An 11,528-nucleotide genomic window follows, 5' to 3' on the forward strand; every position below is an offset into this window, starting at 1 on the left:
CGAAAATCCTGACCGACGAAGTTCCAGAGGCCGTCCTGATAGCCGGGCCGACCGCGAGCGGCAAGTCGCGGCTGGCGATGGAGATCGCCCGGAGCTTCGGCGGGCGGATCGTCAACGCCGACTCCCTGCAAGTCTATCGCGATATGCCGGTGCTGACGGCGCGGCCGACGGAAGAGGACGAGGCCGCCGTGCCTCACGCTCTTTACGGATATTGTGCGGCGGACGAGCCGATGTCCGCCGGGCGCTATCTGCGCGAAGCCGAGAAGGTTCTCGCGGCTTGCCGGGCAGAAGGGCGGATGCCGATTTTCTGCGGCGGGACGGGACTTTATTTCAAGGCTCTGCTGGGGCTCCTCGACGCGATGCCGAATGTGCCGGACGAGGTTCGCGACAAGTGGCGGGCGCGGCTTTCCGAGGATGGGCCCGAAGCGCTCCATTCAGAGCTGAGCGCCATCGATCCGATGACCGCGGAACGGCTCAAGCCAAGAGACGGTCAGCGGATCGTGCGGGCGCTGGAAATCCACGAAGCGACGGGAACGCCGCTGAGCCAGCTTCAGGCGGGTCGGGGCGAGGGCATTCTCGATACGCGATCCACGCTGAAAATCGTGCTGACGCCGGATCGCGCGCTTTTGCGCGCGCGCATCGCCGAGCGCTTCGACCAGATGCTGGAGATTGGCGCACTGGACGAGGTGCGCGACTATCTCGCCCGGCGTCCCGACGAGGGGCGTTTCGTCGAAAAGGCGATCGGTTTTGCGGAACTTGCGCATGTGCTTGACGGTAAAGCAACAATCGAGGATGCGCGCGAACGCGCGGTCACCCGCACCCGGCAATATGCCAAACGACAGGAAACCTGGTTTCGCCACCAGTTCGACGAGAGCTGGCTGCGGTTTGCAGATGGGGACGAAGCGCTTGAACGCGCCCGGTCAGCCCTCGAATAGGCTGCCCTGAACGCGCGCTGCAGCGTCCTCGTCCGGTTTCTTGCGGCGTTTTTTCACCCTCGGGCGAAGGCCCCCGCCACTCTCGGCGGTTTCACCTGTCGAAAGCGCTGCGACGCGGCGATCGCCGGCAAATTCCACCGAAAAGACGGTGCCCGGCGGCAAAAGCGACGGATCGGTGATCGGCGCGTCGTCCTCGCCGCGGATGATCGCATAGCCGCGCTCGAGAACGCGCTTCGGACCGAGACCCGACGCAACGCGCCAGGTCTGGCGAAGGCGCTCGCGGCGATCCTCGGTGAGGCGCGTGCGCGCCCGCTCGAAGCGTTCGCTCACAGTATCGAGCTTCAGCCGCGCCGCCTCGCTGCGCGCCTTGAGGCCGATCGGCTGAAGGTTCGCGGTGATCCGCTGGAAGTGCTGGCGCTGGCGCGAGAGCCGCCCGACCATCGCTTGTTCGGATTCGAGAGCGGCATGGCGCAGGGAGCTACGCTTTTCGCGCACCGCAGCTTCAAGGGTCGAAAGCGAGAGGCGCGCGGAGACGGCGCCAAAGGTCTGGCGCCGCTCCGAGACGACGAGCAGAAACTGCGAGCCGAGACCGGAGGCTGCGTCGTCCAGCCGCCGCCGGGGAAGGGCGAGCAGCATGTCCGGCGAGGGAAGCGCCCGCGCGGTCTGGGCGACTTGCCGGCGATCGTGTTCGAGCCTGCGGGAGATCGCATTGCCCTGACGGGCATGAAACGCGGCGACGTCTGCGAGAAGCTCTGCGCGAACCGGAACGGCGATCTCGGCCGCGCCCGTCGGCGTCGGCGCGCGGCGGTCTGCGACATGATCGATCAGCGTCCAGTCGGTCTCGTGGCCGACGGCGGAAATCAGCGGGATATCGGAATCGGCCGCTGCCCTGACGACGGCCTCGTCGTTGAACCCCCAGAGATCTTCGAGGCTTCCGCCGCCGCGCGCGACGATGAGGACGTCGGGCCGGGGGATCTTGCCGCCCGGTTCGAGCGCGTTGAAGCCGGCGATCGCCCGCGCCACGGCATCGCCCGAGCCTTCGCCCTGCACCTTCACCGGCCAGACGAGGACATGGACGGGAAAGCGGTCGGTAATCCGGTGCCGGATATCGCGGATGACGGCGCCCGTCGGCGATGTGACGACGCCGATGACGCGCGGCAGGAAGGGCAGGGGCTTCTTGCGCTCGGGCGCAAACAGACCCTCGGCTTCGAGTGTGCGGCGTCGCTCGTCGAGAAGCGCCATCAGCGCGCCCGCGCCGGCCGGCTTCACGTCCTCGATGACGATCTGGTATTTCGACGAGCCCGGATAGGTGGTGAGCCGCCCGGTCGCGATGATCTCCAGCCCCTCCTGTGGCTTGAAGGCGAGCTTGGAAAAGCTGCCGCGCCAGATGACGGCGTCGATTCGCGCCTTCTCGTCCTTCAGCGCGAAATAGGCGTGGCCGGAGGAGTGGGGGCCGCGATAGCCCGAAACCTCGCCGCGCACCCGCACATGGCCGAAGGCGTCCTCCACCGTGCGTTTCAGGGAGAGCGAAATCTCCGAAACGGTGAATTCGGCGGCATTGGACTGGGGATCGGGATCGATAAGGCTCATGAGGCGAACCGAGCCATCTTCGGCCGAAACAGTCAAGCGGTGCGCGCAGTGAGGGGCCATTGTTCGGGATGCTCAACGGCTTCGGCGCAGCCCGGTCCGCCGAAGCGCTCGTCCTCAGAGCGTTTCGAGCCAGACCGTGCCGCCGGAGATATCGCCATAGCCGAGGCGCCCGCTTTCCTCTCGTCTTTCGAAGGATTGGTCTTCGAGCCGCGCGGCCGCCGCATCGCGCGATGCGACATCGGCATAGACGACGGTGTAAGACCTGAGCCCCGTCGAACCCTGCGGAGCCGGCTTGCCGCCGCGCGAGTGCCAGATATTGGCGCCGACATGATGGTGATAGCCGCCCGATCCGAAAAAGCCGGCGCCGGGATAATCGACCTGTTTGGCAAAGCCGAGGGCCGCGCCGACGAAGCGCTCGGCGGCGGCAAGATCTGCGACTTTGAGATGAATGTGGCCGAGGCGCGTCCCCGCCGGCAGTGGTGAGCCGCCATCCGCCGATAATTCCGCCATCAGGGCGTCGAGATCGAGGGGCTCGGTCGCCATCCGGATCTCTCCGCCAGGGCCGAGCGGCCATGCCGCCCGTGGCCGGTCCCAGTAGATCTCGATGCCGTTGCCGTCCGGGTCGTCGAGATAGACCGCTTCGGTGACGAGATGATCCGATGCGCCGGTGAGCCGAAGGCCGGTCCGGCGCGCATGACCCAGAAAGGCTGCGAGATCGCTCCGGTTCGGCACGACATAGGCATTGTGGAAGAGGCCTGTCGCCGTGCCCTTTGTCGGTTTGGCATTGGGATCTTGGATGAGTGTCAGGAGGGCGCTCCCGCCGAGACCGAGCACGATCCGGGCCCCGTTCTCTTCAAGCGCTTCGAAGCCCAGCGCCGATCCGTACCAGTCGGCAAGAGCCTCGATATCGGCCGTCACGAGTTCGCTCGAAGCGATCTGGATCGGCATGTCTGACGGATGTTCGCTCGTCATGGTCATCTGCCGTCGCCGTTTCTACCAGCCCGCGGCCACGGAGCCGGGCTTGCGCCGCTGGGAGCGGATGATCCGCGTTTCGGGAAGATGGTGGATCTCGGCAATGGGCTGGGCCGCCGGCGTATTGGCCGGGGCGAGGTTCGCGAGGCTGTCGCGGATATGCTCGATGAGCGCCGTCACGATCGCACCCGATGCATTGGGGGAGCGAAGAACGCCGATCGCCGTATGGTCGAGCTTGGGGAAGCCGTCGCGCTCGCCGAGGACGCGCATTCCCGGCCGCAGCGCGCATTCGGGCAGGACGCCGACCGCGAGGCCGGCGAGGACGGCCGAGATCAGCACCTGCGCCGACCACGAACTGAAGAGGACGTTGTGTTTGCGGCCGGCTTTCTCCAGCGCTTCGATGCCCTCAAGGCGCCATTTGCAATCCGCGCGGCCGACCGCGAGGGGAACGATATCCTTGAGATGCGCCTCATGGGCGCTGGAGGCGACGAAATGCAAAGGCTCGTGCCGCACCACGTCGAGCTTGGCGCCGTCCGTGCCACAGTCTGACACGAGGGCGACGTCGAGCCGGCCCTTGGCGACCGCGTCCGCAAGATTGGAGGATGGCTCGCAGGCGATCGACAGCTCCACCAGAGGATTGGAGCGGGAGAAGCGGGCGAGAATCTCCGGCAGGAAGCGTTCGGCATAATCGTCCGGCAGGCCGATGCGCACTGCACCCTGCATGGCGTTTTCGTCGAAGGCCGACAGCGTCTCCTGGCTGAGGGTCAGCATGCGCCGGGCATAGGTGAGCAGCCGCCGCCCGCTTTCGGTCACCTCGATCGCCCGGCCATTGCGCTCGAAGAGCTTGGTATCAAGCCGGTCTTCCAGCCGCCGCATCTGCATGGAGACGGCGGACTGGGTTTTGAACACGTCCTCCGCCGCCTTGGTGAAACTTCCCGCATCCACGATCGCAACGAAGGTGCGCAGCTGTTCCAGATCGATCGGCGATGCCATTCGGGGTTCTCCATCAGCAAAAGCGATGGGTGAGATTACGAACATTCGTTGGATCGATCAATAGGCGATCGTTATGTGTCGTTTCGTCAGGAAGAAACTTGGAAGCGTTCGCAGCAACCTGGCTCGGCGCTTCCCCTTTTTCCTCACGCCCGACGGCTTTCACGAAAGGACACAAAGCCATGGCGATCTTCCAGAGACCCTCCACCGGACATCTCACCCATTCGTTCGGCGAAAGCTTCCGCCTCGCAGGCGCAGCGCTGCGCGCCTTTGCCGTAACGATGATCAATCGCCGCGCTGCCCGCCGTCTTGCCGATCTCCCGGATTATCTCCTGAACGATGTGGGCCTGAAACGGGACGACGTCCATGAAGCGCTCAACCGCGACTGGCGCTGTGATCCAACCTATCTTCTTTCGATGAAGGCCGCTCAGAACACCTGCGGCACCCGCCGCTCCTGATCGGTCTTGCGATCCTTGGATCGAATTGAAAAAGGCCGGGCGTTCGAAACGCCCGGCCTTTCGCTTGTGCATTGGTCAGAAGAGCGGGTCACGCCTCGTTCTTCTCGTCCGGCTCTTCACCGTCGCTCCGGCTCTCGGCCTCCTGGTCGTCGTCTTCTTCCCCCGGGTTCGGCCCGGTCTGCGTGAAGAGCAGCTTGTCGATGCGCTGGCCGTCGAGGTCCACGACCTCGATCTGATAGTTTTCCCATGTGAAAATCTCGCCGGCGTCCGGAATATGGCCGATCTGTTCCAGAACGAAGCCGGCCACGGTCTCGTAATCGCGGTCTTCGGGGAATTCGATGGTCTTCAGCTTGTAGGCGAAGGTGTCGACCGGCATCGAGCCGTCGACGAGCCAGGATCCATCCTGACGGCGGAACGCCGAGACGTCCTCTTCCGCGCCTTCGGGAAGCGAGCCGGCGATGGCCGTGAGAATGTCCTGGGGTGTCGCGATGCCCTCGAAGGAGCCGTATTCGTCGAGCACCACCGCAATGTGGAGATTGGCATTGCGGAAGGCTTCGAGCAGTTTCAGGATCGGCATAGCCTCGTTGACGTAGAGCGGCTCGCGCATCGCCGTCCTGATATCCATCCGGCCTTCACGGCGCTGCAGTTCGAAGAGATCCTTGGTCTGGACGATGCCGACGATCGTGTCTTCCTCCGTGTCGAGCACCGGGAAGCGCGAATGGCCCGCCTTGATGATTTCCTCGAAACTGTCCTCTTCACTATCGTGAATGCTTAGCCAGTCGACATCCGGCCTCGGCACCATGATCGAGCGGACATTGCGGTCGGCGACGCGGATGACGCCTTCCAGCATCTCCCGCTCCTTCTCCTTGAAGACGCCGAGCTGTGTGCCTTCCCTGATCATCGAGCGCACGTCTTCCTCCGTGACCTCCTCCTCCCGGTCCTCCTCGTTCACGAAAGGCTTCGTGACGAGCCTGGTGGAGAATTCCAGAAGCCACACGATCGGCGCACCGATACGCGCCACCATGCGCATGGCCGGGGCGACGAAGGAGGCGACCGCCTCCGGCTGGGCGAGCGCGAGACGTTTCGGGGCAAGCTCGCCGAAGATCAGCGAGAGATAGGTGATGACGACGACGACGGAGACGAAGGCGAGATCGTAGGCGATCGCTTCGAGCACCGGCACCTGGCGCAGCACCTCGGCCAGCGGTTCGGCGAAGGCCGAGCCACCATAGGCGCCGGCGAAGATGCCGACGAGGGTGATGCCGATCTGGACCGACGACAGGAAGGTCGTGGGGTTTTCGACAAGCTTCAGTGCCGCATTGGCCCCGCTCTTGCGCTTTTTCGCACGCTGTTCCAGCCGCGAGCGCTTCGAGGAGACGACGGCGAGCTCCGACATGGCGAAGAAGCCGTTGAGGAGGATCAATCCGAAGACGATCAGGGCATTGAAGATCAGCAAGGCTTATGGACCTGATGGAAAGCGGGCGGTTCTGCGGTCTCCCGCGACGATAGAGGATAACGCCGGGAACCGCAGAGCGTTGCGGGAGGCCGAAGAACCCGCGTTGCAGCGGGAGATATGTCCGGGTTCAGTCCTTCTTCACGCCGTCGTCCTCATAGAAGCGGTCGCCCTCAACGGCCCCGTCGCCCTTGAGAGGCCCATCTTCCTGAAGCGGATTGGCCGCGAAAAGCTCTGTCATGCGTTTCATGTAGTCGGCCTGCATGGCCGCGCTTGCATCCATCAGCCGCGCAAAACCCGTGGGGTCCGGGGCGAGCGCCGGTCTTTCGAGGGATACCTCGCGCTCCTTCGGCTTGTCCTTGAGCCGGGGCTCGGGCTCTTTCGCCTCAAGCTCCTTCGGCTCGGGCTCTGCGTGAGAGGGGGCGGCGTCTGTTTTCGCAAGCCCCTTCGAAAAACCCTCGAAGATGGCGAAGAGAGGCAGCGTCGGTCCAGCGTCGCCGGCCTCTTCCGCTGCCTTGGCGCGCTCCTCTTCCTTCGGCTCGATCGCGTTCCAAGCGGACATCGGGGGCATGGGGGGCAGCCAGGGAAGCGGTCCCTTCAAGGCGTCGGCGAAGATATTGCTCATTCCGGCCGACTGCGCGCGGCGGGGCTCCGGCGCGTTCGGCGAGCGAGCGAAGGCTTCGAGCGCGTTGGCACTGCGGCGCATGACGTCGGCGACATTCGCCGGCATGTCGGTTGGATCGAACTCGCCATTGTGCGGGCCGCGCAGATAGGTCGATCCGACCATCTGCATCATGGTCTGCATCGCCATCAGCGTGAGATTGCGCATCAGCGGCTGGACGGTGTCGGGCGCCGTACCGGTGACGGAGGAGACCTGTCGCGAGATGGCATCGACGAGGGCATTCGATCCGAACAGGCTCTCGGTCAGGGACTTCACGTCAGGCCGGCTCGCCGCTTTGCGCGAGGTCGCGTCCATCGAGCCGAAAAATGGCGCGAATTGTTGTGAGACACTGGCGGCGGTCGCGGGGTTCGACATGGCGCGCATCATGGCGAGAGAAAAGGCAGGGGCGAGCGCCTGGGCCGTATCCTGCAATTCGCTTGGACTGAGATTGTAGGCGCTTGCGAGCCGGTCAATTGCCAGACCTGAATCGGACGCCGTAAGCCAGTCGAAGAAATCGGTCACCGCCTTGCCTCCCCGCGCATGTGCGCGCTCTTTCTGCTATCCCGTCACATGACATTGGTTCTGTCAAAGAGGCTGCAAGGCCAATTCGACCATAGAACTGATTGAAAGGCCCGATATAACGGTTTTGTCAGATGTTCAGGTGGTGTCGTTTCGACGAAGCGCCAGGAGCGCAATGCGACAAGTCGGGATCAGCATTTCGCTCTGAGCGACCCTTGTTCCGCATAAGGTTGGCCGAAACGTCCTGCGACGGTCCGGCATCATTCTATGCCCCCAGAAACCGCGCCGCGCCGGTTCTTCACCCGTTTCGTCGAACCGACGCTCAGTAGACGAGGTTCTTGAAGACCTGCTTCATCGAGCGGCCCCATTGCTCTTCGTAAAGCCGGACGAGTTCTTCGGCCGATGTGGTGCCGCGCGCCACGACCTCTTCGAGCGGGGCGAGGAAGAAGCTCTCGTCATTGCCCTCATCGTTCTTGTTCGCCCGAGCGATGAGGCCCTCTCTCGCGATGCGGACGCATTCGCGCGCGATATCGAGCACCGTCCCATCGCGGAACGGCGTGCGGAAGCCTTCCTCCGGCACGCGGCGGCGGAGCTCGGACACCTCCTCGAAGGTGAAGTCGGCCGTCAGGGCCTCGATCTTTTCCAGCGCGCCCGGCGCATAAAGGAGGCCGACCCAGAACGCCGGAAGGGCGCAGATGCGACGCCACGGGCCGCCATCGGCCCCGCGCATCTCGATGAAACGCTTCAGCCGCACATCCGGGAAGAGGGTGGAAAGATGGTTGGTCCAGTCGCCCATATTGGGCTCGGCGTCCGCGAACCGGCCCTTCAGCGCCCCGTCGAGGAACTGGCGGAAGGTGACGTCGGTCGCGCGATTGTAGTGGCCGTCGCGGGAGACGAAATACATCGGCACGTCGAGCGCCCATTCCACATAGTCGCGATAGGTGAAATCGTCGTTGAAGACGAAGGGCAGAAGACCGGAGCGGTTGTTGTCGACATCGTGCCAGACCTCCGAGCGCCACGAGACGAGACCATTCGGCTTTCCCTCCGTGAAGGGGGAATTGGCAAACAGCGCCGTTGCGACGGGCTGAAGCTTCATGCCGATCTGCATCTTGCGGCGCATGTCGGCTTCGTCGCAGAAATCGAGATTCACCTGGATCGTCGTCGTGCGCAGCATCATGTCGAGGCCGCGCGTGCCGACCTCCGGCATGTAGGCGCGCATGATGTCGTAGCGCGACTTCGGCATGATGGGCGTTTCGTCGAGCGTCCAGGTGGGCGAGGAGCCGATGCCGAGAAAGCCGATGCCGAGCTCCTTGGCGATGGAGCGCACTTCGGCGAGATGCCGGTTGGATTCGCGGCAGGTCTCGTGGATCGTCTCGAGCGGCGCGCCGGAAAGCTCGAACTGGCCGCCCGGCTCGAGCGAGATCGCTCCGCCTTCATCGTCGTTGAAGAGGCCGATGATGCGACCGTCGTCGAGGATCGGTTCCCAGCCGGACAGGGCCTGAAGTCCTTCGAGGATCTTCGCGATGCCCCGATCGCCGCCATAGGGGACCGGCGACAGATCATCGAGATAAAAGGCGAACTTCTCGTGTTCGGTGCCGATCCGGAAGTCGCGGACGGGCTTTTCACCGCCTTTGAGATAATCGGTCAGATCGTCGATCGAGCCGATCGGTGTCGCATTGCTCGTGTCGCGGGCCATGAAGGTCCTCTCCAGTCTGAGGCGGGCATCGGTGTTTCCCCGATTTGACCCGGTATCGTTTTTGCGCCCATCAGGCTGCGCGGCAAGACGCTCTACTACACGACACGCCGTTCATAGCAGTAGGAAATCAGGCAGCGGGTTTCCAGTCACCGCAAACGGCCTGTACCATGGTGAGCGCTGCAACGGCCGCCGTATCTGCCCGCAGGATACGCGGTCCAAGGGAGATCGCGGTGGTGAATTCGGCGGCGAGAAGCCGGTCGCGTTCTTCCGGTGAAAACCCGCCCTCGGGGCCGATCAGCAGGCCTTTCGGACCTTTTCCCAGTCTTTGGAGGGGGTCGATGGGTGTCGCCGCCTCCATCCGTTCGTCGCAGAAGATCAGCGGCACGGAGGAGGGCCAATCGCCAAGAAAAGCGTCGAATTTCACCGGTTCCCGGCATTCGGGCATCGTCAGAATGCCGCATTGCTCGGCGGCCTCGACGGCATTCGCCACCATCTTGTCGATTCGGATGCGGTGATTCTGCGTGTGATGGGTCAAAACGGGCTGGAGCACGCCTGCGCCCATCTCCACCGCCTTTTGCACCATGTAGTCGAGCCGTCCGATCTTGAGCGGCGCGAAACAGTAGATCAGATCATAGGGCGCGGTCTGTTGGCGGACCTGTTCGACGGGCACGAGGGCCAGCTTCTTCTTGCCGGCCTTGCGGAGGTCCGCGAGCCATTCGCCGTCCCGCCCGTTGAACAGAAGGACGCCGTCGCCCTCCTCCTTGCGAAGAACGTTGAGGAGATAATTCGTCTGTGCGGGCGCCGCCTCGACGGGGATATCGAGGGCGAGCTGTTCTTCGACGAAGAGGCGCGGGCTTTTGAAGTCGTATGTCGGCATCATTTGACGCAGTGTTCGGGGGCTGTTGCAGCGCAACTTAAGTCGCGAGCCTCCGTTGTCACCGCAATCGACGAAATCGATCTCACAGACATTGAAGAAAGACACGCTGTTATGGACTTGAAGATTCGCGATCGCGTCGCACTCATCACCGGCGCAACCGGCGGTATCGGTTACGAGACGGCGAAAATCCTCGCCGACGAGGGCGTCAAGCTCGTTCTATCCGATCTCCAGATCGAGGACCTCGAAAAGGAGGCGAAGAGTCTTCCGACCGAAACCATCTGCCTGAAGGCCGACTGCACCGATCAGGACAGCATCAACGCCATGGTGGAACTAGCCTACGAGAAGTTCGGCAAGATCGACATCGTGGTTCATACGGCCGGCATCACCGGGGCCAAGGGTCATCCTCTGGAGATGACCGATGCGGACTATCGGGAGGCTTGGGATATCGACTTCCTCTCCGCCGTCCAGATCGCCCGCGCGACCTTTCCGAAGATGCGCGAGAACAAGTGGGGCCGCTTCGTGACCATCACGTCGGAAAACGCGGTCCAGCCCTATTGGGAAGAGGCGACCTACAACACCGCGAAGGCAGCGCTCGCCGCTTTTATGAAGAACCTCTCCTATCAGGAAGCAGCTCACGGCATTCTCTGCAATTCGGTCGCGCCCGCCTTCATCGAAACGGCGATGACCGATGGCATGATGGAAAAGCGGTCCAAGGAAATGGGCGTTTCCTTCGACGAGGCCGTCAAGAGCTTCCTCGACGAGGAACGGCCGGGCATCGTCCAGAAACGTCGCGGCAAGGCGGAAGAGGTTGCGGCCGCGATCGCACTGATCGTTTCGGAACGCGGTTCCTTCATCAATGGCGCGAACCTCCGGGTCGATGGCGGTGCGGTGCAGTCGGTCCAGAACTGACCGCCGCCGAGACGCGGCGGACCTTTCGCCTATGAAACGAAAAAAGCGGCATCCGATCGGGTGCCGCTTTTTTGTTGCAAGTGCCGCGTTCAGTCTACGCCAGAAGGAGAAGAGCGGCGCTTGAGTCCTTCGCCGGACTGGAATTGGCTAGGGGTCAATTCATCTGTCAGGCGCTATGATGGTTGTCTTCACGGTCAGGACTTTGCTGCGTCTGATGCTTCCCCACCGTCTCCTTCGGCTCGGCTTGCCTTGTAGCGGCCGTAGACCAGCGGCACTGCGATGATCGCGATGGTGAGGATGTAGAGGGCGACGGAGTTCCATGAGGTGACGAGGATTGTCCAGTCGCCGCCGGAGATCGAGAGCGCCCGGCGCAGGTTGTTCTCGAAGAGACCGCCGAGGACGAAGCCCAGGATGACGGGTGCCAGCGAGAAGCCGAGCTTGCGCATGACCCAGCCGAACACGCCGAGAAGC

At 63.5% G+C, this 11,528-nt stretch carries 10 protein-coding genes and 1 pseudogene; 3 read left to right on the forward strand and 8 right to left on the reverse strand.

The genetic code is table 11. From position 1 onward, the window contains the following. Positions 1–77 precede the first annotated feature (77 nt). Entirely contained in the window at positions 78–935 is an 858-nt protein-coding gene (miaA, locus tag ABDX79_RS18245; protein ID WP_346221738.1) for a tRNA (adenosine(37)-N6)-dimethylallyltransferase MiaA, read from the forward strand. On the opposite strand, the gene xseA is transcribed toward miaA, so the two are convergent. The 3 genes from xseA to ABDX79_RS18260 all read right to left on the reverse strand — a co-directional run bounded on the left by xseA (position 921) and on the right by ABDX79_RS18260 (position 4,490). After that, positions 921–2,525, reverse strand: coding sequence for an exodeoxyribonuclease VII large subunit (xseA, locus tag ABDX79_RS18250; RefSeq protein ID WP_346221739.1), 1,605 nt, complete (start codon positions 2,523–2,525; stop codon positions 921–923). The genes miaA and xseA overlap by 15 nt on opposite strands. A gap of 114 nt (positions 2,526–2,639) precedes the next feature. Next, positions 2,640–3,503, reverse strand: coding sequence for a VOC family protein (locus ABDX79_RS18255; RefSeq protein WP_346221740.1), 864 nt, complete (start codon positions 3,501–3,503; stop codon positions 2,640–2,642). Between the two features lie 15 nt (positions 3,504–3,518). Further along, entirely contained in the window at positions 3,519–4,490 is a 972-nt protein-coding gene (locus ABDX79_RS18260; protein WP_346221741.1) for a LysR family transcriptional regulator, read from the reverse strand. A gap of 179 nt (positions 4,491–4,669) precedes the next feature. Between ABDX79_RS18260 and ABDX79_RS18265 the strand changes: the two genes are divergently transcribed. Beyond that, entirely contained in the window at positions 4,670–4,945 is a 276-nt protein-coding gene (locus ABDX79_RS18265; protein ID WP_346221742.1) for a DUF1127 domain-containing protein, read from the forward strand. Between the two features lie 88 nt (positions 4,946–5,033). Here ABDX79_RS18265 and ABDX79_RS18270 read toward each other — a convergent pair whose 3' ends face one another. From ABDX79_RS18270 to ABDX79_RS18285, 4 genes are all read right to left on the reverse strand, one after another. After that, the gene (locus ABDX79_RS18270) at positions 5,034–6,398 is read right to left on the reverse strand and encodes a hemolysin family protein (RefSeq protein ID WP_346221743.1); all 1,365 of its coding nucleotides are present in this window, start codon (positions 6,396–6,398) and stop codon (positions 5,034–5,036) included. Between the two features lie 127 nt (positions 6,399–6,525). Beyond that, entirely contained in the window at positions 6,526–7,578 is a 1,053-nt protein-coding gene (locus ABDX79_RS18275) for a hypothetical protein (protein WP_346221744.1), read from the reverse strand. Positions 7,579–7,897: 319 nt separating this feature from the next. Continuing rightward, on the reverse strand, positions 7,898–9,271 hold the full coding sequence (locus ABDX79_RS18280) for a glutamate--cysteine ligase (RefSeq protein ID WP_346221745.1): 1,374 nt from the start codon (positions 9,269–9,271) through the stop codon (positions 7,898–7,900). A gap of 127 nt (positions 9,272–9,398) precedes the next feature. Then, complete coding sequence (locus ABDX79_RS18285; protein ID WP_346221749.1) at positions 9,399–10,148, reverse strand: 16S rRNA (uracil(1498)-N(3))-methyltransferase; 750 nt, start codon at positions 10,146–10,148, stop codon at positions 9,399–9,401. Positions 10,149–10,259: 111 nt separating this feature from the next. On the opposite strand from ABDX79_RS18285, the gene ABDX79_RS18290 reads away from it, so the two are divergent. After that, positions 10,260–11,057 carry an SDR family NAD(P)-dependent oxidoreductase gene (locus ABDX79_RS18290; RefSeq protein ID WP_346221746.1) on the forward strand — a complete coding sequence of 266 codons (798 nt, stop codon included), beginning with the start codon at positions 10,260–10,262 and terminating at the stop codon, positions 11,055–11,057. Positions 11,058–11,251: 194 nt separating this feature from the next. On the opposite strand, the pseudogene ABDX79_RS18295 reads toward ABDX79_RS18290, so the two are convergent. Continuing rightward, positions 11,252–11,528, reverse strand: a pseudogene (locus tag ABDX79_RS18295) (tripartite tricarboxylate transporter permease); the annotation flags it as partial.

The sequence above is a fragment of the Fulvimarina fulva genome, assembly GCF_039652615.1.
In the GTDB taxonomy this organism is placed as follows: Bacteria; Pseudomonadota; Alphaproteobacteria; order Rhizobiales; family Rhizobiaceae; genus Fulvimarina.

Coding starts and splice junctions, on each gene's coding strand:
- miaA (WP_346221738.1), top strand. CDS start 78: ATGGAGATCGCCCGGAGCTTCGGCGGGCGGATCGTCAACGCCGACTCC.
- xseA (WP_346221739.1), bottom strand. CDS start 2,525: ATGAGCCTTATCGATCCCGATCCCCAGTCCAATGCCGCCGAATTCACC.
- ABDX79_RS18255 (WP_346221740.1), bottom strand. CDS start 3,503: ATGACCATGACGAGCGAACATCCGTCAGACATGCCGATCCAGATCGCT.
- ABDX79_RS18260 (WP_346221741.1), bottom strand. CDS start 4,490: ATGGCATCGCCGATCGATCTGGAACAGCTGCGCACCTTCGTTGCGATC.
- ABDX79_RS18265 (WP_346221742.1), top strand. CDS start 4,670: ATGGCGATCTTCCAGAGACCCTCCACCGGACATCTCACCCATTCGTTC.
- ABDX79_RS18280 (WP_346221745.1), bottom strand. CDS start 9,271: ATGGCCCGCGACACGAGCAATGCGACACCGATCGGCTCGATCGACGAT.
- ABDX79_RS18285 (WP_346221749.1), bottom strand. CDS start 10,148: ATGCCGACATACGACTTCAAAAGCCCGCGCCTCTTCGTCGAAGAACAG.
- ABDX79_RS18290 (WP_346221746.1), top strand. CDS start 10,260: ATGGACTTGAAGATTCGCGATCGCGTCGCACTCATCACCGGCGCAACC.